23 protein-coding genes and 1 tRNA gene are annotated in these 20134 nt (G+C 69.9%); 16 read left to right on the forward strand and 8 right to left on the reverse strand.

All coding sequences use genetic code 11. From position 1 onward, the window contains the following. Positions 1 to 32: 32 nt before the first annotated feature. Both treZ and treY read right to left on the reverse strand, forming a co-directional pair. Entirely contained in the window at positions 33 to 1721 is a 1689-nt protein-coding gene (gene treZ / locus ACN6M5_RS15990; RefSeq protein WP_434951341.1) for a malto-oligosyltrehalose trehalohydrolase, read from the reverse strand. Then, positions 1718 to 3991, reverse strand: a complete 2274-nt coding sequence (treY, locus tag ACN6M5_RS15995) for a malto-oligosyltrehalose synthase (RefSeq protein ID WP_434951343.1) — start codon at positions 3989 to 3991, stop codon at positions 1718 to 1720. Before treY ends, treZ begins: the two co-directional genes overlap by 4 nt. Before the next feature lie 144 nt (positions 3992 to 4135). Between treY and ACN6M5_RS16000 the strand changes: the two genes are divergently transcribed. After that, positions 4136 to 4309, forward strand: a complete 174-nt coding sequence (locus ACN6M5_RS16000) for a CsbD family protein (protein ID WP_434951345.1) — start codon at positions 4136 to 4138, stop codon at positions 4307 to 4309. A 119-nt stretch (positions 4310 to 4428) separates the two neighbouring features. Next, a complete protein-coding gene (locus ACN6M5_RS16005) occupies positions 4429 to 4701 on the forward strand; it encodes a hypothetical protein (RefSeq protein WP_434951347.1) in 273 nt (90 codons plus the stop codon). A gap of 96 nt (positions 4702 to 4797) precedes the next feature. Here the strand turns inward: ACN6M5_RS16005 and ACN6M5_RS16010 are convergent, their stop codons facing one another. Together ACN6M5_RS16010 and ACN6M5_RS16015 are read right to left on the reverse strand one after the other, a co-directional pair. Then, on the reverse strand, positions 4798 to 5742 hold the full coding sequence (locus ACN6M5_RS16010) for an NADP-dependent oxidoreductase (protein WP_434951348.1): 945 nt from the start codon (positions 5740 to 5742) through the stop codon (positions 4798 to 4800). Between the two features lie 105 nt (positions 5743 to 5847). Beyond that, positions 5848 to 6819, reverse strand: coding sequence for a helix-turn-helix domain-containing protein (locus ACN6M5_RS16015; RefSeq protein ID WP_434951350.1), 972 nt, complete (start codon positions 6817 to 6819; stop codon positions 5848 to 5850). Between the two features lie 86 nt (positions 6820 to 6905). Here ACN6M5_RS16015 and ACN6M5_RS16020 point away from each other — a divergent pair, with 86 nt between their 5' ends. Both ACN6M5_RS16020 and ACN6M5_RS16025 read left to right on the forward strand, forming a co-directional pair. Next, a complete protein-coding gene (locus ACN6M5_RS16020) occupies positions 6906 to 7127 on the forward strand; it encodes a hypothetical protein (protein ID WP_434951353.1) in 222 nt (73 codons plus the stop codon). A 117-nt stretch (positions 7128 to 7244) separates the two neighbouring features. Further along, entirely contained in the window at positions 7245 to 7745 is a 501-nt protein-coding gene (locus tag ACN6M5_RS16025) for an SHOCT domain-containing protein (RefSeq protein WP_434951355.1), read from the forward strand. A gap of 202 nt (positions 7746 to 7947) precedes the next feature. On the opposite strand, the gene ACN6M5_RS16030 is transcribed toward ACN6M5_RS16025, so the two are convergent. Next, positions 7948 to 8949 (reverse strand): zinc-binding dehydrogenase, encoded by a 1002-nt coding sequence (locus ACN6M5_RS16030; RefSeq protein WP_434951357.1) that lies wholly within the window; start codon positions 8947 to 8949, stop codon positions 7948 to 7950. A 3-nt stretch (positions 8950 to 8952) separates the two neighbouring features. Beyond that, positions 8953 to 9246, reverse strand: a complete 294-nt coding sequence (locus tag ACN6M5_RS16035; RefSeq protein ID WP_085370664.1) for a GNAT family N-acetyltransferase — start codon at positions 9244 to 9246, stop codon at positions 8953 to 8955. Positions 9247 to 9414: 168 nt separating this feature from the next. Between ACN6M5_RS16035 and ACN6M5_RS16040 the strand changes: the two genes are divergently transcribed. The 11 genes from ACN6M5_RS16040 (at position 9415) to ACN6M5_RS16090 (ending at position 18008) form a co-directional block, all read left to right on the forward strand. Next, a complete protein-coding gene (locus ACN6M5_RS16040; protein ID WP_434951360.1) occupies positions 9415 to 10191 on the forward strand; it encodes a dienelactone hydrolase family protein in 777 nt (258 codons plus the stop codon). A 16-nt stretch (positions 10192 to 10207) separates the two neighbouring features. Continuing rightward, a complete protein-coding gene (locus ACN6M5_RS16045) occupies positions 10208 to 10594 on the forward strand; it encodes an MmcQ/YjbR family DNA-binding protein (protein WP_434951362.1) in 387 nt (128 codons plus the stop codon). A gap of 40 nt (positions 10595 to 10634) precedes the next feature. Then, positions 10635 to 10707, forward strand: a tRNA-Arg gene (locus ACN6M5_RS16050). A 110-nt stretch (positions 10708 to 10817) separates the two neighbouring features. Beyond that, complete coding sequence (locus tag ACN6M5_RS16055) at positions 10818 to 11213, forward strand: hypothetical protein (RefSeq protein ID WP_434951365.1); 396 nt, start codon at positions 10818 to 10820, stop codon at positions 11211 to 11213. Between the two features lie 112 nt (positions 11214 to 11325). Beyond that, a complete protein-coding gene (locus ACN6M5_RS16060) occupies positions 11326 to 12273 on the forward strand; it encodes a ribokinase (RefSeq protein ID WP_434951366.1) in 948 nt (315 codons plus the stop codon). Further along, positions 12270 to 13271 carry an ABC transporter permease gene (locus tag ACN6M5_RS16065; RefSeq protein ID WP_085370659.1) on the forward strand — a complete coding sequence of 334 codons (1002 nt, stop codon included), beginning with the start codon at positions 12270 to 12272 and terminating at the stop codon, positions 13269 to 13271. Before ACN6M5_RS16060 ends, ACN6M5_RS16065 begins: the two co-directional genes overlap by 4 nt. A 76-nt stretch (positions 13272 to 13347) precedes the next feature. Then, positions 13348 to 14376, forward strand: a complete 1029-nt coding sequence (locus ACN6M5_RS16070; protein ID WP_085370658.1) for a sugar ABC transporter substrate-binding protein — start codon at positions 13348 to 13350, stop codon at positions 14374 to 14376. Positions 14377 to 14379: 3 nt separating this feature from the next. Then, a complete protein-coding gene (locus tag ACN6M5_RS16075; RefSeq protein WP_434951369.1) occupies positions 14380 to 15942 on the forward strand; it encodes a sugar ABC transporter ATP-binding protein in 1563 nt (520 codons plus the stop codon). Positions 15943 to 15964: 22 nt separating this feature from the next. Beyond that, positions 15965 to 16420: a D-ribose pyranase gene (rbsD, locus tag ACN6M5_RS16080; protein ID WP_434951372.1), complete on the forward strand. Its 456-nt coding sequence runs from the start codon at positions 15965 to 15967 to the stop codon at positions 16418 to 16420. Positions 16421 to 16496: 76 nt separating this feature from the next. Next, positions 16497 to 17204 (forward strand): deoxyribose-phosphate aldolase, encoded by a 708-nt coding sequence (gene deoC, locus ACN6M5_RS16085; protein ID WP_085370655.1) that lies wholly within the window; start codon positions 16497 to 16499, stop codon positions 17202 to 17204. A gap of 63 nt (positions 17205 to 17267) precedes the next feature. Then, entirely contained in the window at positions 17268 to 18008 is a 741-nt protein-coding gene (locus ACN6M5_RS16090) for a GntR family transcriptional regulator (protein ID WP_434951376.1), read from the forward strand. A gap of 13 nt (positions 18009 to 18021) precedes the next feature. Here the strand turns inward: ACN6M5_RS16090 and ACN6M5_RS16095 are convergent, their stop codons facing one another. Continuing rightward, on the reverse strand, positions 18022 to 18981 hold the full coding sequence (locus tag ACN6M5_RS16095) for a helix-turn-helix transcriptional regulator (RefSeq protein ID WP_434951378.1): 960 nt from the start codon (positions 18979 to 18981) through the stop codon (positions 18022 to 18024). 106 nt (positions 18982 to 19087) lie between these two features. On the opposite strand from ACN6M5_RS16095, the gene ACN6M5_RS16100 reads away from it, so the two are divergent. Then, positions 19088 to 19513 (forward strand): VOC family protein, encoded by a 426-nt coding sequence (locus ACN6M5_RS16100; protein WP_434951379.1) that lies wholly within the window; start codon positions 19088 to 19090, stop codon positions 19511 to 19513. 61 nt (positions 19514 to 19574) lie between these two features. Here the strand turns inward: ACN6M5_RS16100 and ACN6M5_RS16105 are convergent, their stop codons facing one another. After that, on the reverse strand, positions 19575 to 19940 hold the full coding sequence (locus tag ACN6M5_RS16105; RefSeq protein WP_168688538.1) for a cytoplasmic protein: 366 nt from the start codon (positions 19938 to 19940) through the stop codon (positions 19575 to 19577). Between the last annotated feature and the right edge of the window lie 194 nt (positions 19941 to 20134).

The following is a 20134-nucleotide window of genomic DNA, read 5'->3' on the forward strand; positions in this document are numbered from 1 at the left end:
CCGCCACCCGTTGACAGGCGCGGGGGCGTCCGCTAGCCCGCGGGCGCGACCCGCACAGCGTCGCCGAACCGGAGCAGCGCATCCGGGGTCGAGCCCGTACTTTCCGGCAGGCGGTCGCCGCGCAGGTTCACCAGCACGCGCATCCTGCCTCTGGTGAACGAGAACACGTCGCCGTCTGCGACGATGTCCGTCGCCCGCGCATCGGCGGGGACGGTGCGGCGCAGCGCGATGAGGTCGCGGTAGAACGCGAGCAGCCGCGCGTGCTCCTGCTGCTCCGGCTCGGACCAGTCGAGATGCGAACGCTCGAACGTCTCCGGATCCTGCGGGTCGGGGACCACGTCGGGATCCCAGCCCATCTTCGCGAACTCGGCGATCCGGCCGCGGACTGTCGCCTCGCCGAGCTCCTTCTCCGGGTGCGAGGTGAAGAACTGCCACGGTGTCGTCGCGCCCCACTCCTCACCCATGAACAGCATGGGCGTGAACGGCCCGAGCAGCGTGAGCGTCGCGGCGGCCGCCAGCTGCTCCTGGGTGAGCGTGGCGGTGAGCCGGTCGCCGACCGCCCTGTTTCCGATCTGGTCGTGATCCTGGCTGAACGCGACGAGCCTGGTGTGCGGGATGTCCGCATCCAGTGGCCGTCCGTGATGGCGTTCCCGGAAGCTCGACCAGGTGCCGTCGTGGAAGAAGCCGCGGTCGAACACCTTCGCCAGCGACGCCACTCCCGCGAAGTCGGCGTAGTACCCGGTGGTCTCGCCGGTGAGGTTCGCGTGGATGGCGTGGTGCACGTCGTCGTCCCATTGGGCGCCGATGCCGTAGCCGGTGCGCGCGCGGTCACGGATGATGCGTGGGTCGTTGAGGTCGCTCTCGGCGATCAGCGTGAGCGGGCGGCCGAGCTCGGCGCTCGCCTCGTCCACCCTGGTCGCCAGCTCCTCCAGGATGTGCACGGCGCGTTCGTCGTGCAGGGCGTGGACAGCATCCAGTCGCAACCCGTCGACGTGCAGCTCGCGCAGCCAGTACAGGGCGTTGTCGACGATGTACTGCCGCACCTCGTCGGACTGCGGCCCGTCGAGGTTGACCGACGCTCCCCAGGTGCTGTGGCCGTCGCCCAGATACGGGCCGTAGACCGGCAGGTAGTTGCCGCTCGGGCCGAGATGGTTGTAGACCACGTCCTGGATCACCGCGAGGCCGCGGGCGTGGCAGGCGTCGACGAACCGCTGGTATGCGGCTGGGCCGCCGTACGGCTCGTGCACGGCGTACCAGAGCACGCCGTCGTAGCCCCAGCCGTGCTCGCCGTTGAACGCGTTGACCGGCAGCAGCTCGACCGCATCCACCCCCAGCTCGACGAGGTGGTCGAGCCGGGCGACGGCGGAGTCGAGCGTTCCGGTGGGGGTGAAGGTGCCGATGTGCAGTTCGTAGATCACGGCGCCGGTCAGCCCCCTGCCGCGCCATGCTCCGTCCACCCACTCGTGCGCGGACGGGTCGAACTCGCGGCTCAGCTCGTGCACGCCGTGCGGCTGCCGCAGCGACCGGGGGTCGGGATGCGGCCCGTCTCCGTCGACCACGAAGCCGTAGTCGAGCGGGGCGTCGCCCGGCAGCGGCGCGTCGAGCTGCCACCAGCCGCCGTCCGTGCGCGTCAGGGCGTGCTCCGCGCCGCTGTCTCCGCCGCCGACCACCAGGGAGACGGTGGATGCGCCGGGCGCCCACACCGGGAACCGCCGGTTCACAGCGCCACCAGCAGCGCGACCGGGTAGCGCTCGAAGATCGTGGCCAGCGGGGTGACCCCCGTGTGCTCCGCGCCGGTCAGTTCGTCGCGCATCCGTTGTCCTCCGAGGTCGATGGTCGTGTCTCCCCAGCCTCCAGCGGCGGAGAGGCCGATGGGGAGCCTGGTTGCGAGCGCGATGGCGCCGCCGCGGTCGAAGCCGACGAGGTGGTCGGCCTGAGCGCCCTCCGCGAGCACCGGCCGATACGTCGTGAACAGGTCAGGCCCGTCGCGGCGCAGGCGCAGAGCGCGCGAGGTGACGAGCACCTTCGCAGCCCCGGAGGAGTCGATCTCCGGCAGCCAGCCGTCGTCGATCCTGGCGAGCAGCGCATCCGCCACCTCGAAGCCGACCGGGCGCCGGTTGTCCGGGTCGACCAGCGACTGCTCCCAGCGCTCGCTGCCCTGGTAGACGTCCGGCATCCCGGGGGAGAGCAGCTGCAGCAGCTTGGCGCCGAGGCCGTTGGATGCTCCCGCCGCGTCGATGCGCGCGACGATCGCCTCGATCTCTCCGCGCACGATGTCGTCGTCGTATGCCGCGTCGACCAGGCCGAGCAGGCGCTCCTCGAACTCTGCGTCCCCGTCCGTCCACGACGTGCGCGTCCCAGCCTCGCGGGCGGCCTTGAGCGCGTATTCGCGCAACCGCTCACGCGAGATCGGCCACGCGCCGACCGCGGCCTGCCACAGTCCGTCCTCCAGCGACGGGTCGCCGATGGATGCGCGGGCGCCCACCTCCCGCAGGAACCGCGCCCACGCCTCCGGCACCTCCGCCAGGGCGGAGACGCGGGCGCGGGTGTCCTCCCCGCGCTTGGTGTCGTGCGTGCTCAGCGTGGTCAGCGACTCGGGCAGACGGGCCTGCCGGTCGGCCTGTCGCTCGTGGAACGTGGCGACGGGCACCGCGAACTCTGCAGGCTCCGCCCCCACCTCGGTGAGCGTGATGAGCCGCGTGTACCGGTAGAAGGCGTTGTCCTCGACGCCCTTGGCCATGATCATCCCGCTGGTCTGCTGGAACCGGACGGCTGCGGGGTCGGCAGGGTCGGACAGGCGCTCGGAGACGCGGCCGATGGCGTCGGCGATGTCCGGCCGGGAGGCCAGCGCGGCATCCCGTGCGGTGTGGAGGTGTTCGAGACCGAACGGAAGGTAGCTGCGGTAGACGGGGAAGCAGGCGGCGAGCTCGGCGATGGCGTCGACCGTGTCCTCCCCGGCATCTCCGCCGTCCAGCTGGCGGGCGATCCTGCGCACCTCCGAGTTCAGGATGCCGTCGGCCACGGCGCGCTTGCGGTCGTGCACGAGCGTCGCCCAGTCCGTCTCCGCGTCGCCCGCGAGCTCGGTGAGTTCCTGCTCGCCCGCCTGGTCGACGAAGACGCGGTCGATCAGCGCCAGCGCGTCGTACCCCGTCGTGCCGCTGACCGGCCAGTCCGGGATGCGCTCGTCGCCCTCGATGATCTTCTCCACCCACACCGGCTTGCCGTCGGCGAGCGCGCCGAGGCGCTCCAGGTAGCCTCCGGGGTCGGCGAGGCCGTCCGGGTGGTCGACCCTGAGCCCGTCGACGAGGCCGTCGCGCATCCACCTGCCGATCTCGACGTGGGAGTCGTCGAAGACCTTCTCGTCCTCCACCCGGATGCCCGCGAGCGTGTTCACCGCGAAGAACCGGCGGTAGTTGAGGTCGTGGTCTGCGCGCCGCCAGGAGACCAGCTCGTAGTGCTGGCGGTCGTGCACCTCGGCGGGGCTCCCGCCCTCCGTGCCCGGCGCGATGGGGAAGCGGTGCTCGTAGTAGCGCAGCTCGCCGTCGACGAGCTGCAGCTCTGCGGTGTCGTCGTCGCTTCCCAGCACCGGGATGCGCACCCGCCCTCCTCCTGCCGCCCAGTCGATGTCGAAGTGGCCGGCGTACGCGGAGTCCTGGCCGTGCGTGAGCAGATCCCACCACCACGCGTTCAGGCGCGGCGTCGCGATGCCGACGTGGTTGGGCACGATGTCGACGAGCACCCGCAGTCCGCGGCGGTGGGCGGCGTCGGAGAACGCGCGCAGCGCATCCTCTCCTCCGCGGGCCGGGTCGACGCGGGAGTGGTCGATCACGTCGTAGCCGTGCGCGGATCCCGGCTCCGCCTCCAGGAGAGGGGAGAGGTACACCCAGCCCACGCCGAGCCTCCGCAGATAGCCGAGGAGTTGCGCCGCATCGCGCACGGTGAATTCGGGGGTGATCTGGATTCGATAGCTGCTGGTGCTCACGTTTGTCATCCTCTTCGTGTCCGCCCCCGCTGGGAAGGCCCGCATTCTCCGAAGTTCCTGGCAAGGGGGTAGAAGCGACGGGCGGGGAGTGGGAGCGTCGTTCACAGGTCGGCGGGACAGCCGACGCGAATGCGTGAGAAAGGGAGGATCGTCATGGGACTCGACGACAAGATCCACAACGCTGCTGAGAACGCAGGGGGCAAGGCCAAGGAAGCGGCTGGCAAGGTCACCGACAACGAGCGCCTCGAAGCTGAGGGCAAGGCGGACCAGACCAAGGCCGACCTGAAGAACGCCGGCGAGAAGGTCAAGGACGCGTTCAAGGAGTAGTCCAGGAACGACGAGAAACGGCCGTACCCCGGAATGGGGTGCGGCCGTTTCTCGGTGCACAGACTCTTCACCGCGCGTTCATCTGGTGTTCACCGCTTCGCGGGAGTAAATTCCGGAGAATGGGCGACCGTGTGGAGCGCGCCAAGGCCTGGCGCGGAGTGGGTATCGGGCTGTCGTTCGCCGTTCTGACGGCGATCGCGACCGGTGCGCTCGCCGTGGCCATCCCGACGCAGGGCGAGAATCCGCGGGCCTGGGGAGTGATCGTGTGCGGTGTTCTCACCGTCGCGATCTGCGTGCAGCTGGCCCTCCGGAACTGGCGCAGGATCCGTCATTACCGGGGCGACGACCTCCCGCTGGCGAGGGCTGGAGCGAAAAACCGTACGACCGGTTAATGCTAGTATTTTGGGCACGAGGCGCCGGTGTTGGTCGACGCCGTCACGGGGGTTATGGCGCACCCGCCGGCGCCTCTTCTCCGCTGCGCCCCCTCGTCACGGCAGCAGGATGACCTTCCCGCCGGGGTGACCGGACTCCACCAGCCGCTGCGCCTCCGCCGCCTCGGCCAGCGGGAACGTCCGCGCGATCTCGACCACGACCTCGCCGCGTGCGATCAGGTCGAGCGCAACTCCGTACGCCTCCTCCCGCCACGCCTGCTCCTGCGGCGTGAGGGGAACGGGACTGCCACCCGCCCACGCCTGGATGCCCCACTCCGCGGCGCGTGCGCCCATCACGATGGTGCCGATCCGCGAGCGGTCGTCGACCAGTTCGAAGGACGCCTCCAGCGCTTCGTCGGTGCCCACCGCATCCAGGATGCGGTCGTAGCCCTGCGGGGCAGCGGTGCGCAGGCGATCGACCAGCCCCGGCCCGTATTCCACCGGGATCGCACCGAGCGCGCGAAGGGCGTCGTGGTTGCCCGCGCTCGCCGTGGCCACCACGGTCGCGCCGTCACGTGTCGCGAACTGGATCGCCGCGCGTCCCACGCTGCCGGAGCCTCCGTGGATGAGCAGCGTCATCCCCTTCCCAACGCCCAGCGAACGCAGCGCCTGGTACGCGGTGCTCACCGGAACCCCGATCGCGGCGGCCTGCTCCCAGGTCACCGCTCCCGGCTTCCGCACCAGCTGGGCCGTGGATGCGGTGAGCTGGCTCGCGTACGCACCGTGCGCCCCGCGCACCACCACCTCGTCGCCCACCGCCCAGTCCGCGACGCCGTCGCCGACCGCGGACACGACCCCGGCAGCGTCGGAACCGAGCCCGCGCGCCCCGGTGATCGGACCGCTCGGCCGCAGCGCAGACCGGATCTTCCCGTCGATCGGGTTCACTCCCGCCGCCCGCACGTCCACCACCACGCCGCCCGCCGGCGCCGTCAGCGGCGGAACTTCCACCAGCTCGAGCACCTCCGGCCCACCGAACCGCTCATACTGCACCCGCTGCCCCATCACCGCTCCTCTCGCCGCGTCCCCAACCCCACCCCGAAACTATCGAGTCCGGACTTATGTACGCGACACGCCGGGGTCGGGCGTGCATAAGTCCGGACTCGATTTTCAGGGGGAGGTGAGCGCGGGCTCGCGGCGGGCGAACGCGGCGCGGTAGCGCGTCGGCGCGACGCCGACCTCCGCGTCGAAGTGGTGGCGCAGCAGGGTCGCGCTGGCGAACCCGCACTGGCGAGCCACCTCATCCACCGGCAGGTCGGTCGTCTCCAGCAGCAGCCGAGCGTGCAGGATGCGCTGCGTGGTCAGCCACTGCATCGGCGACACCCCGGTCTCCGCGACGAAACGGCGGGAGAAGCTGCGGGTCGACATGTGCACGCGGTCGGCGAGCGCGCTGACCGTGTGGTTCTCGTCGAGGTTCTCCGTGAGGTGGGCGAGCAGTTCGGTGAAGGTGTCGTCGGCGCAGTCCGGCACCGGCCGTTCGATGTACTGCCGCTGGCCGCCGTCGCGCTGCGGAGGGACGACCATGTTGCGTGCGATGGAGTTGGCCGTCGCACTGCCGAGCTCCCTGCGCACCAGGTGCAGGCTCGCATCCACCCCGGCGGAGGTGCCGGCGCTCGTGATCAGGTTGCCGTCGTCGACGAACAGCACATCGGCGTCGACATCTGCGGCGGGGAAGCGCCGGGCGAGCGCGTCGGCGTAGCGCCAGTGCGTCGTGACCTTGCGGCCGTCGAGCAGCCCAGCCGCGCCGAGGATGAACGCGCCGGAGCACACGCTGAGCAGGATCGCGCCGCGGTCGGCCGCGCGGCGCAGGGCGTCGATCAGCTCGGGCGGGTACTCGTCCCTGATGCGCGCGGCCGGCACGGCGATCAGGTCGGCGTCGTCCATCGCCTCCAGCCCGTACGGCGCGATGATCGGCGCTCCTGTCGGGTTCGGGATGGGGACGCCGGGCTCGATCGCGCACACCCGGAAGTCGAACGGCTCGATGCCGGCGTAGCTGCGGTCGAGGCCGAAGACCTCGCAGACGACGCCGAATTCGAACATGGCGAAGTCGTCGATGAGCGGCACTGCGACAGAGCGGATCATGCCCGTCAGCATACTGGCCGAATCTTTGCGAAGGAAGACCCAAAGCCATCTCGTGGCCGAATGTTTTCTTCCGTAACGTTCATGTCATGGCACAGGGAATCTTCGTACAGGGTATGGAACACGGCTGGATCGGCCACGCGACCGGCGCCGAGAGCGCGGTCGACCGCATCCCGCGTCGTCGGCGGTTCGTGTTGAGCGAGTGGCTTCCGGCAGCACTGCAGGCGCGCGGGATGCGCGTCGACCGCGAGACGGAGCGGGCGTACGCCGACCTCAGCGCGGCGCGCGACGCCCGCGAGTCCGGCCGCTGACCGCTCCGCCGTCGCAGAACACCGGCCGTAAAGCGGTCTAGACGGGCCGAACCTCCCGCGCTACTCTCAGCGCATACCCAGGCCCGCCTCGGCCGGGGTCACGGAGGGTGGGGAATCATGTGGGATAACTTCTGGAACATCATCTGGCTCTTCTTCTGGAGCTTCGCGTTCATCGCGTACCTGTTCGCGCTGTTCTCGATCGTGGGCGACCTGTTCCGCGACCACAAGCTCAACGGCTGGTGGAAGGCGCTGTGGATCATCTTCCTGATCTTCGTGCCGTTCCTCACCGCGCTGGTCTACCTGATCGCACGCGGGCCGGGCATGGCGGAGCGCAGCCAGAAGGAAGCGCGTCAGGTGCAGAGCGCGACCGACCAGTACATCCGGACCGTCGCGAGCACGAGCCCGGCCGACGAGATCGCCAAGGCCAAGCAGCTCCTCGACCAGGGTGTCATCACCCAGGAGGAGTTCGCGCACCTGAAGGCCCGCGCCCTCGCGCACGACGGAGGGGCCGCCGGTGGGGCGCATGCAGCGCCACCTGCGCCGGCGCCTGCCGCCGCAGCGCCCGCCGCGCCGACCGCGCCGACGCCGCCCGCACCGCCTGCTCCGCCCGCTGCCTGACGCAGCCCTGACGCGGCGAGCGCCCCAGAAGAAGGGGTCCGTGTTGACCGACCGGTATGCAAAGAGGTTTGCTTAAGGGGTCGGCTGGCGCAGACGCTGGGATCCAGGGGCCCTTTCGACCGCGCCGGCTACTTACCCGCTGCGTGTGTGGGAGGGAGCGTTCTCTCCCACACGCGCCGGGCGGGGTTCCCGGCCGCCGCGGTCACTCCGGCATTGTCACGACGACCTTGCGGCCGCGCTGTGCCCGGTCTGCCGCGCGGTGCGCATCCCGGATGCGTTCGAACGGCACCGCATCCACGGCGGGGGCGGTCAGTTCGCCGGCGGCGAGCATCCCGAGCAGTGCCGTGAGGTCGCGGCGGTAGTCGTTGCGTCTCGTCGCGACCAGCCCCGGCACCGAGCACACCCGCTGCCGCTGTGCCCCGAAGCGGTGTGCTGCAGCGGTGAGCGAGCCGCGCAGCGAGTCGCCGCGCTCGTGTCCTCTGCGCCCGACGAACGCGGTGTGCACCCAGGTGCCGCGGGGCGAGAGTGCGGTCAGCACCTCCGGTGACCCGGTGTGGTCGATGGCGGCGTCGGCCCCGCCGTCCGTCGCGTTCTTGACGCGCGCCGCCCAGAGCGGGTCGGTGTAGTCCACGAACGTCACGCCCAGTGCCTCCGCCGCTTCCCTCGACCGGGTGGATGCGCTGCCGAACACCGTCAGCCCCTCGCGCGTTGCCAGCTGCGCGGCATACGAACCGACCGGGCCGGTGACGCCCTGGACGAGAACGCTGCCGCCCGCATCCACCTCCGCCAGCCGGAGGGCGTGGGATGCGGTCACCAGGTCGAGCGGCGCCGTCGCGGCGACCGCGGAGTCGAGTCCGTCCGGAACGGGGGCGAGGAGCGAGGCGGGGATGACCAGCCGGGTGGCGTGCGCGCCCATCCCGGGGAGCACCCCGGCGACGCGTGCTCCGGCGCGCAGCCCGAGCACCGCAGAGACGGCCGACTCGGTCTCGAGCACGCCGACGAAGTCGTATCCGGGGACGAACCCGGGGAACGGGTGGAAGACGTAACCGCCGCGGCGCGCGAGCACGTCCGTCGATCCGACGGACGCGTGGGTGACCCGCACGACCACCTCTGTGCCGCGCGGTGCGCGCACCTCCTCGTCGACGAGCTGGACGACGTCGGCGTCGCCGAACGCGGTGATCCGCGCCGCTGTGCGCTCCGGCACGGCTCAGCCAGCCCTGCGGGCGAGCAGCCCCGACCGCTCCTGGTGCGCCTCGAACCAGTCGGCGACGTACCAGCACATCGGGACGATCCGCAGCTCGGTGTTCGCCTCGATGTCGTTCACGGCGTATTCGACCAGCTGCGCCGCATACCCTTTCCCGCGTTTCGCGGGGGTGGTGAACGCCCTCGTCAGCGAGATCGAACCGCCCAGGATGCTGTAATCCAGCACGCCGACCAGCTCGCCGTCGATGTGCATGGCGTACCGTTTCGCATCCGTTTCATTGCTGAACTCCGTGGCCATGCGCCCATCGTACGTCCGTCGCGCACGAACGGAACCCGAGGTAGGCTGGCGCCGTGGGAACCCGACCCGCACCCGATCGGGCTTCCGCGCGCTTTCCGCGTTCGAGCCACAGCAGGCCAGGCCGCAGGCGACATCCGTCGCGTGTGCACCGAAGACTCTGGAGCTGTTGTGACGTTCGATTCCCCGTCGCCCCTCTCGCCCGCCCATGAGGCGCTGCTCGCGCAGGTGCCGATCCGCGACAGGGCGGTGATCGAGACCGAGACGCTCGGCTACGAGCACGAGGGGGTGGCCCTCGAGGGCTACCTGGCAAGGGATGCGCAGGCCGACGAGCGCCGCCCGGCCGTCCTCCTGCTGCACGACTGGCACGGCGTCGGCGACACGGTCAAAATGCGCGCCCAGATGCTCGCCCGCCTCGGCTACGTGGCGTTCGCGGCCGACCTCTACGGCGTCGGCGTGCGACCGCAGGGCGACGCGGCGCCCGCGGAGGCGGCGAAGTACTACAACGACCTGGCGCTGCTGCGCACCAGGGTCGCCGCTGGCTTCACCGTGCTGCAGCAGCATCCCACCGTCGACCCGGCCAGGCTCGCGGTCATCGGGTACTGCTTCGGCGGTACGGCGGCGATCGAGTTCGCGCGCACGGGGGCGCCCGCCCGCGGTGTCGTGTCGTTCCACGGCGGGCTGATCGCGCACGAGCCGTCCGACGCCGCGGCGATCGCCGCATCCCTCCTGGTGCTGACCGGCGGCGACGACCCCGTGGTGCCCCCGGATGCGGTGGTCGCGTTCGAGAACGAGCTGCGCACCGCCCCGCACGTCGACTGGCAGGTGACCACATACTCCGGTGCGCCGCACGCGTTCACGATCCCCGGAACGGACAGGTACCGCCCGACGGCGGACGCGCGCAGCTGGCGCGCGATGGTCTGCTTCCTCGACGAGGTGTTCGCCTGAGCGGTACCCTCGCCAGATGGATCACCCGGAACTCTTCGAAGACGGCGACCCGTTCGTCGAACGGATGCGCGCCATCTGCCTCCGCTTCCCCGACGCCGTCGAGGTCCAGACCTGGGGACGCCCCACCTTCCGCGCAGGCAAGAAAGTCTTCGCCCTCGCCGGAAGCGGCCTCGCGCGCCCGTACTCCCTGGTCTTCAAGCCGGACCCGGATGAGGCGAAAGCCTTCCACGAGGACCCCCGCTTCTTCGTGCCCAAATACTGGGGAGCATCCGGCTGGCTGGGCATCGACATCGACCAGGCCGCCGACGACGCCACCTGGAAAGAGGTCGCCGAACTGATCGAAACCTCCTACCGCCAGGTTGCGTTGAAGCGCCAATTGGCGGTACTCGACGGTGTCATGTAAGCTCTAATCCGGCCCGCGAGCAGCAATGTTCGAAGGCATTGCGCCCGTAGCTCAACGGATAGAGCATCTGACTACGGATCAGAAGGTTGGGGGTTCGAATCCCTCCGGGCGCACACTGGTTGAGACAGTAGACACGGCCCCCGCTTCGGCGGGGGTTTTGTCGTTGGTGGGGGTGTGCGATCTGCCAGGCTGGACTCCGACGTCCCCCACCGAGGAGCTCCCGATGCCGCGCATCACATCCCCGCAGGCCAAAGCGACGTTCGTCGTCCTGGGGTGGACAGCTTCAGGCGTCGCCGCCCTGTTCGGGGCGCTGGCGCTCAGCGTGACGGGCGGCGTCATTCTGTACTGCGCGACTCTCGGCGCCGTCATCGTGTTCGGGGCGCGGGTGTTCCGGGGTGAGGAGGAGGACGCGGTGGCGCCGCGACCCCTCTGGCGCATGACCGCGAAGCCGACCGCGGGATTCCTGTTGGCCGGGTTCTTCGCCTTCCAGGCCGTATCGGCCGGCGTCAACGCGGCGACCGCCGACGCGTACGCGCCGCTGTATGTCGTGGCCATCGCCTTCTCGCTGGCGGTCGCGGGCGCGTACCTGAACTCGTCGCTGCGGCTGCGGCGCGGGTAGCGCGCAGCGCCGCACCCACACGCTTCAACGCGACGGCTTGACGCGTGGACAACTATGTACATAGACTCGCTCATGTTCATAGTTGTCCACGTACAAGGAAGTACCCGAATCAATGAAGATTGCCGTTGTCGGTAGCTACGGAGCCGGCCTCACCGTGCGTGTTCCCTTGGCGCCCGAAGCCGGTGAGACCGTGTCGGGAGGCACGTTCGACAGTGGGCCTGGCGGCAAGGGGTCGAACCAGGCCGTCGCCGCCGCGCGGCTCGGCGCGGACGTCTCCCTGCTCACCGCCGTCGGAGATGACGACTTCGGGCGTGCGGCGCGCGAGCTGTGGCGGGCGGAGGGTGTCGACGCATCCAAGGTCGTGACCGGCGCTGGCGCGACGATGGTCGGCTTCATCCTGGTCGAACCGTCCGGGGAGAACCGCATCGCGATCGCGCCCGGTGCACTGGATGAGCTGGGCGAGGCCGCCGTCGAGACGTTCCGCGACGAGATCGCCGCGGCCGACATCCTGGTCGTCTCGATGGAGATCCCGATGGATGCGGTCGTCGCCGCCCTGCGGATCGCCAGAGAGGAAGGCACCCGCACCCTGCTCAACCCCGCGCCCGCGAAGGCACTGCCGGACGACGCCTGGGCGCTCATCGACATCATCACCCCCAACCAGACCGAGGCGCCCGTGCTCCTCGGGCTCGGACCGGATCATGGACGCAGCGAGCGGGAACTGGTCGAGGCGCTCCGCGAACGGCTCGACGGCGGGGTCATCCTGACCCGCGGGTCCGATGGCGCCCTGCTCAGCGACAGCGACAGCGACGCCGACGCCGACAACCCTGCAGACACCATCGTGGCCATCCCGCCCGCCGTCCCCGTGCGCGTCGTGGACACCACCGGGGCAGGCGACTCCTTCACCGCGGCCCTCGCCGTCGCGATCGCCGAGGGCAAGACACTCGCAGACGCCGCAGCGTTCGCCGCCCTCGCCGGCGCCCACACGGTGTCGATCCCCGGGGTCATCCCCGCCCTTCCCACCCGCGCTCAGCTCACCCAGACGAATGGACCGACTCGATGACCGCCACCACCTCAGCGCCGCAACGGAGCGCGATCGACTTCCGCAAGATCCTGCACGCCCGTGAGGCCGGAGTGTTCGCAGCGCTGGTGCTGCTCTTCGTCCTCGGGACCGTGCTCTCTCCGAGCTTCCTGCAGGGCGGGAACCTGCTGTCCGTCGGGCAGCAGGTCTCGCAGATCGGGATCATGGCCGTCGGGGCGACGTTCGTCATCGTCAACGGTGAAATCGACCTCTCCGTCGGCTCGATCTACGCCCTCTCCGCGATCAGCACCGGCATGGCCATCGCCGCCGGGGTGGCCTGGCCGCTCGCGATCGTCATCGGCCTGCTCGTCGGTGTGGTCGCCGGTCTCCTCAACGGACTCGCGGTTGTGCTGCTCGGCGTCCCGTCGTTCATCGTGACGCTCGGAAGCCTCAGCGTCTTCCGCGGCGTCGCCCTGCTCATCTCCGACGGCGCCCCCATCTCGCTCAGCGCGTCGAACTCCGGTGTCGCCGAATTCAACCTGCTCGGTCAGGGCAGGCTGTTCGGCGTCATCCCGATGCAGTTGCTGTTCTTCATCGTGATCGTCGCGCTCGGGGTCGTGCTCCTCTCCCGCTCGCGGCTGGGATTCAACACGTACGCGGTGGGCGGAAACAAAGAAGCAGCGCGCCTGGTGGGCATCAATGTCTCCGGCGTGAAGGTCGCGGCGTTCGTGCTCTCCGGATTCACCGCGGCCGTCGCCGGAGTGCTCGGCCTCTCGTTCCTGTCCTACGTGCAGGGCGTCACGGGCAGCGGACTCGAGCTCACCGTCATCTCGGCCGTCATCATCGGCGGGGCCGCCCTGTTCGGAGGCTCGGGCACCATGTGGGGCACCGTCATCGGCGTGGTCTTCATCGGAGTACTTCAGAACATCCTGAACATCAACGGCATCTCGTCGTTCTGGCAGACCGTCGTCACTGGTCTCGTCATCGTCGCCGCGGTCGCGGCGGACACCTGGCAGCGCAAACGCAAAACCCGCGCGTGACACCCGGATGCGCCGACGCAGACGCATCCGGATCAGCACCATCCAGCAGCACGTCATCACACACGAAGGAGTATTGATGTCATTCCGCACCATTTCGCGCCGCGTCCTCGCGGCGGGAGCCATGACAGCCGCCCTGGCCATCGCCATCACCGGCTGCGGCGCGATCACCAACGCAACAGCAGACTCGACCTCCGGAGGCGGTTTCCAGCTCGCCGACTACATCCAGAAGCGCGTGGATGGAGGAGAGAAGCTGCGCATCAAGCTCAGCTACCACGACCCGTCGCTCGCCTTCGCCACGCCGATCGGCCAGGGGATGGAACGGGCGGGCTCCGAGCTCGGCGCAGACGTCCAGCTCATCGGCCCGACCGGCGGCGACGCTGCGAAGCAGGTCGCTGAGCTGCAGACGCTCATCCAGCAGAAGTCGGTCGACGGTCTGGCCGTCTCGTCCGCCAGCTCGGACGCGCTCAAGCCGGTGATCGCCGAGGCGTACAACGCGGGCATCCCGATCATCTCGTTCAACACCGACAACCCGGACTCCAAGCAGATGGGCTTCGTCGGCCAGGACCTGAAGGCGTCGGGGAAGTCCGAGGCGGAGGAGCTGCGCAAGGCGCTCGGCGACACCGCCACGGGCAAGGTCGTCGTCTTCTCGCTCGACACCGGGGCCGGCTGGTCGAACGACCGGTTCGGCGGGTTCAAGGAGGGGATGAGCGGCTCCACGCTGGAGGTCGTCGGCCCGGTGAACGTCGGTAACGAGCCGAACGCCGCGTACAACGTGGTCGACTCGACCATGTCCGGCCAGTCCGGGGTCGTGGCCATCGCCGGCCTCGACTGCTGCAGCACCACCGCCTCCGCCAAGTGGGTGCAGCAGTCCGGCAACGCGGGAAAGATCACCACGGTCGGATTCGACCTCCTTCCGCAGACCGCCGAGTTCATCAAGGACGGCGTGATGACGTTCACCATCAGCCAGAACCCGTCCGAGCAGGGATACCAGGCGGTGAAGGTGCTCGTCGACTTCCTGAAGAAGGGCACCAAGATCTCCGGCGTCGACACCGGCGCGCAGATCATCACCAAGGACAACCTGTCCGAAGCAACGGTGGAGGGCTAGGCCATGACGTTCCCGTCGTCCGGCGACGGTGCGGCCGTGAAGCCGCGCCCCGCCATCCGCATCACCGGGCTCAGCCGCCGGTTCGGCCCGGTGCGCGCGCTGGAGGATGTGACCTTCGAGGTGCCGGAAGGCGAGGTGACGGCCCTGCTCGGTGAGAACGGCGCAGGCAAGTCGACACTGCTGAAGGTCCTCGCGGGGCTGCAGCCGCCGAGCGACGGGACCGTCACCGTCGGCGACGCCCCGGTGACGCGCTACGACCCCCACACCATGCTCACCGAACACGGCGTCGCCATCGTGCCGCAGGAGTTGTCGCTCCTGCCGGAGCGCACCGTGGCCGAGAACATCCTGGTCGGCGTGGAGCCCGGCAGCCGCTGGTTCCCCTCCCGACGCAGGATGACCGCCCGCGCCACCGAACTGCTCGCCCAGCTCGACCTCAGGCTCGACCCGGCAGCGCCGGTCGGAACGCTCGACCTCGCGACGCAGCAGCTGATCGTGGTGGCGCGTTCGATCGCCCGCGGCTGCCGCATCCTGATCCTGGACGAACCCACCTCGGTGCTGACGCCCGCGGAGTCGGAGCGCTTATTCGCGCTCATGGCGACGCTCAAAGCGCAGGGCACCACCATCGTCTACGTCTCGCACAGGATGCCGGAGGTGTTCCGGCTCGCCGACCAGATCGAGGTGCTGCGCGACGGCAGGCACGTGGCATCCTGGCGCCGGTCGGAGACCACGCCGGAACAGGCCGTCGCCGCGATGGTCGGCCGGGAGCTCGGCAACCTCAGCAGGCGTGCGGACACGACGGACGCGTCGGCCTGGCGGGATGCGCCCCCAGTGCTCGCCGTGACCGGGCTCGCCGGCCGTGCCCATCAGGACGTGACGTTCGAGGTGCGCCCGGGCGAGATCCTCGGTTTCGCCGGACTTCCGGACAGCGGCCGCGTCGAGATGCTGCGCAACCTGTTCGGAGCGGACAGGGGAACGGGCGGAAGCGTCGACCTGCTCGGCTCGCAGTATCAGCAGCGATCGCCCGCCGAGTCTGTCCGGCGCAAGCTGGCGTTCGTGCCGGGTGAGCGCAGGGCGCAAGGGCTGCTGAGCACGATGAGCGTCGGCGAGAACATCGGCGTGCTCGAGGTGCGCAGGCTCACCAGGTTCGGGCTCGTGCGCCGCCGCCAGTTCGACCGGGACGCCGCGGCCCTCTCTGCAGCGATGACGGTGAAGACCGCGTCGCTCGACACCCCGATCGTGAACCTCTCCGGAGGCAACCAGCAGAAGGCGATGCTCGGCCGCTGGATGGCCATCCAGCCCGACGTCCTCGTTCTCGACGAACCGACGCGAGGGGTGGATGTCGGTGCTCGCGCCGAGATCTACGAGCAGCTGTACGCCCTCACCGCCCGCGGGGTCGCGATCGTTTGCTCGTCGTCCGACCTGCCGGAGCTCCTGACGATCACCGACAGGATCGCCGTCATGGCAGAGGGCCGCATCGTCGCCGTGCTCGACTCGGTGGACGCCACTGAGGAGTCGATCATGTCCGCCGCCACCGGCGCGAACGCGTCGGCCTCCTCCGCCGCATGACCACCAGGGAAAGGACCCGACCATGAAGAAGCACGGCATCCTGAACGCCGAACTGAGCGGCGCACTCGCGACGCTCGGCCACACCGATCTGATCCTCGTCGTCGACGCCGGTTTCCCCATCCCGCGCGACGCCCACCGCATCGACCTCGCGCTGGCGGAGAACCTGCCCGACCTGCGCACCGTGCTCGGCCTCATCGCCGGCGAACTGGTGGTCGAGGGCGTCGTCCGGGCGGACGACGTCGTCAGCAACAACCCCAGGCTCGACGAATGGCTGCAGTCCACCTTCGCCGACGCCGAGTTCAGCACGCGCACCCACGCCGAGATGCTGAGCGATGTCGCAGCCCAGGCGAAGGTCATCGTGCGAACCGGCGCCTTCGAGCCGTGGGGCAACATCGGCCTCGTGTGCGGCGTCGACGTTCCGCGCTGGTTCGGCGGCGACGGCGTGATCGCGCCCGACTACTACGCAGACCGGCTCTGACCCGGTCGCGCATTCCCAGACCTGCACCACACCACAAGCACCGCGACCGCGGTGCCCGCGAAAGGAAACAGAAACCGTGACTGACACTTCGACCACCGAGCTGACTCTGGCTCCGGCGCAACTCGCACCGTACATCCAGCACACCAAGATCGAGGTCGGCCTCACCCGCGACGAGATCGTCGCCCACGCCAAGGAGACGGTCGAGCACGGCTTCAACGCCGCGATGGTGCCCGCATCCTGGGTCGACGTGGTCGCCGCAGAACTCGCCGGCACGGGCGTCGGCATCGCGACGGCGCTCGACTTCCCGACCGTCGGCGTGACCACGAGCGCGGGCAAGGCCGCCGAGGCCGAGTCCATCGCCAAGCTCGGCGCCACCCAGCTGGACATCGGTGTGCAGATCGGCTGGCTGAAGAGCGGGATGTACGACGCGTTCCGCGACGACATCGCCGGTGTCGTGCAGGCGGCGGGCATCCCGGTCAAGGTCATGCTCGAGCTCCCGTTGCTCACCCCGGACGAGCGTCGCGCGGCCGTCGAACTGTCGATGGATGCTGGCGTCGCCTTCCTGAAGAACGCGTCGAGCGGGCAGATCGAGACGGCCAGCCCGGAGAGCGTCCGCTACCTGGTCGACCTGGCTCGTCCCGGCGTGCTGGTGAAGGCGTCCGGCTCGATCAAGAGCTACCCGCAGGCGCTCGGCCTGCTGCGCGCGGGAGCCAGCCTGCTCGGGACGAGCGCCGGCCTGTCGATCATCACCGACTCCGGCGACGAGAACACGACCAGCTACTGACGAGCGCCGCCGTCCCGACTGCCGTAGTGTCGGGACGGCGGGTGCCAGTGAAAGAGGGGGAAAGTGACCGACGACCTCGACAGAGACGCACCCGTCGCACTGCACAGCCAGATCTCCGAGCGCATCCGGACCAGGATCGCCGCCGGTGAGTGGCCGGCGCATTACCGGCTGAAGAGCGAACCGGAGTTGGCGCACGACCTCGGCGTGAGCAGGGGGACGCTGCGCAGGGCCCTCACCACCCTGATCGAGGAGGGGTTGCTCCGGCAGGTCAGGGGCAAGGGAACGTTCGTCACGTCGACGACGATCGAGCCGGCCATCGCGCAGAAGCTCAGCACGCTGTCGGAGGATTTCGCCAACCAGGGGATCGTGACCGAGACGGACGTGATCGAGTGCCGCCTGATCGAGCCGCCCCGGCCGGTCGCCGCGCTGCTCGACGTGTCGCCAGGAGCCAGGGTGCTCAAGCTGGTCCGCTTGCGCAGCACGGACCGCGGCCCGGTCGCCCTGCTGGTGAACTACGTCCGCGCCGACCTCGCGCCCGGGATCGAGAAGACCGACTTCCGCACCACCAGCCTCTTCGGGACGCTCGAGGGCGCCTACCACCTGAAGATCGGCAGCGCTCGCCGCACCTTCTCCGCGGAGGCGGCATCCGGCGATGCCGCCTCCGCCCTCGAACTGCCGATCGGCGCACCCGTCCAATACCTGCAGCAGGTCACCTACCTGGCCGACGACCGTCCGGTCGAGTACTCCGACGTGTGGATCCACAGCGAGAAGCTGCGGGTCACCTCACTGCTCTCTCGGCGCTGAGCCCGGCGGGAGGCTACCGCCCGCCCACCGCATACCGGCCCGCAAGCACCCCGAACGCCTCCCGCAGCTCCGCCGGCTGCACGTCCTCCATCGCCGCGTCGAAGCGCCCCAGTGACGCCGCCAGTGCCACCCACGACCACGAGCCGACGTGGATGCGGCAGCGCCCGTCCCCGAGGTCGTCCACGACCGCGTCGCCCGCGAAGGGCAGCACAGCGGAGGCCGGCAGGTGCAGGATCGCGCTGCCGTGGCAGGGCCAGTCGCCCGCGCCTGCCGAGCCCTTGAAGCGGGCGGACACGAATGCGCGCACGTCGCCTCCCGGCACCGGGCGCGGTTCGAAGCGGCGGCCGTTCGGGGTGCGGGGGCGCATCCGGTCGACGCGGAAGGTGCGCCAGTCGTCGCGATCGAGGTCCCAGCCGAACAGGTACCAGCGTTCGGCGGCAACAACCAAGTGGTGCGGTTCGACCCGGCGGGGAGGGCGGTCGTCGTGGTCCCCGTAGTCGAAACGGAGGGTCTCCCGCCCGCGCACCGCGGCGGACACCGAGAGCAGGACAACCGGATCCACCGGCTGCACCGCCGTGTTCCGGCCGTCCGGGATGGTGGTGAACGTGAGCGCATCCAGTCGGTGGCGCAGACGGGACGGCATCACCTGGCGCACCGTGGTGAGCGCGCGCACCGCCGCCTCCTCCACCCCGGCCCCTCTGACCGCGGCGGCCTGGAGGGCGACCGCGAGGGCGACGGCCTGGTCGTCGTCGAAGAGGAGCGGGGGAAGCTCGGCGCCCGCATCCAGCCGGTAACCGCCGTCCGGGCCTTTCGTCGCCTGGATGCGGTAGCCCATCCCGCGCAGCCGGTCGATGTCGCGGCGTACGGTGCGGTGGCTGATGTCCAGGCGTTCGGCGAGCAGGCCGCCCGGCCAGTCCCTCCGCGCCTGCAGCAGGGAGAGCAGCACGAGCAGCCGGGAGGTGGTCGACGTCATGCTGCCAGCGTAGATCGGGTAGAGGACCGAAGCTGTCCTCTACTGCTGTGAGAGTGGGCGTCGACCGTCCGGAACGTCCGGGCGGAACGTCAGCGAGGAGCAGACAATGTCCGTCACCACCACACCCCACCTCAACTTCCGCGGCGACGCCAGGGCGGCGCTGGAGTTCTACCACTCCGTCTTCGGCGGGCAGCTCGTCGTCGTCACGAACGCCGACGCCCACGCCGCGGAGACCCCGGACGAGGCCGGCCAGGTGAAGTTCGGCCAGGTCATCGGCGCGAACGGGTTCCAGGTCATGGCATACGACGTGCCGGCCAGCGTCGGCTACGACCAGGGAGACACGGCGTTCTTCGTCTCGGTGCGCGGCGAGACCGCCGACGAGATCGCCGAGCTCTGGGGAAGGCTGGCCGAGGGCTCCACCATCATCGAAGACCTCGGGCCGTCCGCGTTCTCGCCCGCATACGGGATGCTCGCCGACCGCTTCGGCGTCGTCTGGGTGCTCGACGTGGCGGTGGCGTGGGACGCGGCGTGAGCCTCAGCCCGCGGGCGTGACTGCGGGCCGACCGCGGCGGTGCGGGGCGGGGATCCGGCGGTCACTCCGCCGTGCTCGGCCCCACCGCCGCGGTCCCCGCGCCCGCGGTCCCCGCGTCTCCCGCCGCATCCCCCTTGAGCTCGATCAGCAGCGTGTGCGTCGGTGTCGTGCCCACGTTCTCGCCCGAGTGCCGCTGCGCGGGCAGCCACACGGCTTCGCCGGCATCGAGGTGCACCGTGCGTTCCTTGTCCGGTGTGCGCAGGTGCCGATCGAATTCGCTCAGCGCCACGAGCACGCTGTTCGGATGGTCGTGTTCGTTCGTGCGGAGGCCGGGCGCATCCAGGTATTCGAGCACGCGCACGTACTCGTTCTCCCAGAGCAGGTGATAGTTGTCCGGATCGGTGTCGAGCGGGTCGTCGGTGACCATGCGGCGACCATACGCCCACCCGCGCTGCCGCCGCTACTACGAACGAAACACCAGTAACTGTCGCGAAACGCCCGGGATGCGCCGCAGCTGCTGGTAGCTCGCGGACACTTGCATAACGCGCCTGCCTACTGTATACAGAATACAGACCAGGAGCGGCCCCGTACCCGTGGCCCCCGAATTGCAAGAGACACTTC

Source organism: Leifsonia araucanica (assembly GCF_051161895.1).
Taxonomy (GTDB): Bacteria; Actinomycetota; Actinomycetes; order Actinomycetales; family Microbacteriaceae; genus Leifsonia.

Excerpts from the sequence above, each read along its gene's own strand:
- treY (WP_434951343.1), bottom strand. The coding sequence starts at position 3,991 with ATGACAAACGTGAGCACCAGCAGCTATCGAATCCAGATCACCCCCGAA.
- ACN6M5_RS16000 (WP_434951345.1), top strand. The coding sequence starts at position 4,136 with ATGGGACTCGACGACAAGATCCACAACGCTGCTGAGAACGCAGGGGGC.
- ACN6M5_RS16005 (WP_434951347.1), top strand. The coding sequence starts at position 4,429 with ATGGGCGACCGTGTGGAGCGCGCCAAGGCCTGGCGCGGAGTGGGTATC.
- ACN6M5_RS16010 (WP_434951348.1), bottom strand. The coding sequence starts at position 5,742 with ATGGGGCAGCGGGTGCAGTATGAGCGGTTCGGTGGGCCGGAGGTGCTC.
- ACN6M5_RS16015 (WP_434951350.1), bottom strand. The coding sequence starts at position 6,819 with ATGATCCGCTCTGTCGCAGTGCCGCTCATCGACGACTTCGCCATGTTC.
- ACN6M5_RS16020 (WP_434951353.1), top strand. The coding sequence starts at position 6,906 with ATGGCACAGGGAATCTTCGTACAGGGTATGGAACACGGCTGGATCGGC.
- ACN6M5_RS16025 (WP_434951355.1), top strand. The coding sequence starts at position 7,245 with ATGTGGGATAACTTCTGGAACATCATCTGGCTCTTCTTCTGGAGCTTC.
- ACN6M5_RS16035 (WP_085370664.1), bottom strand. The coding sequence starts at position 9,246 with ATGGCCACGGAGTTCAGCAATGAAACGGATGCGAAACGGTACGCCATG.
- ACN6M5_RS16045 (WP_434951362.1), top strand. The coding sequence starts at position 10,208 with ATGGATCACCCGGAACTCTTCGAAGACGGCGACCCGTTCGTCGAACGG.
- ACN6M5_RS16055 (WP_434951365.1), top strand. The coding sequence starts at position 10,818 with ATGCCGCGCATCACATCCCCGCAGGCCAAAGCGACGTTCGTCGTCCTG.
- ACN6M5_RS16060 (WP_434951366.1), top strand. The coding sequence starts at position 11,326 with ATGAAGATTGCCGTTGTCGGTAGCTACGGAGCCGGCCTCACCGTGCGT.
- ACN6M5_RS16065 (WP_085370659.1), top strand. The coding sequence starts at position 12,270 with ATGACCGCCACCACCTCAGCGCCGCAACGGAGCGCGATCGACTTCCGC.
- ACN6M5_RS16070 (WP_085370658.1), top strand. The coding sequence starts at position 13,348 with ATGTCATTCCGCACCATTTCGCGCCGCGTCCTCGCGGCGGGAGCCATG.
- ACN6M5_RS16075 (WP_434951369.1), top strand. The coding sequence starts at position 14,380 with ATGACGTTCCCGTCGTCCGGCGACGGTGCGGCCGTGAAGCCGCGCCCC.
- rbsD (WP_434951372.1), top strand. The coding sequence starts at position 15,965 with ATGAAGAAGCACGGCATCCTGAACGCCGAACTGAGCGGCGCACTCGCG.
- ACN6M5_RS16095 (WP_434951378.1), bottom strand. The coding sequence starts at position 18,981 with ATGACGTCGACCACCTCCCGGCTGCTCGTGCTGCTCTCCCTGCTGCAG.
- ACN6M5_RS16100 (WP_434951379.1), top strand. The coding sequence starts at position 19,088 with ATGTCCGTCACCACCACACCCCACCTCAACTTCCGCGGCGACGCCAGG.
- ACN6M5_RS16105 (WP_168688538.1), bottom strand. The coding sequence starts at position 19,940 with ATGGTCACCGACGACCCGCTCGACACCGATCCGGACAACTATCACCTG.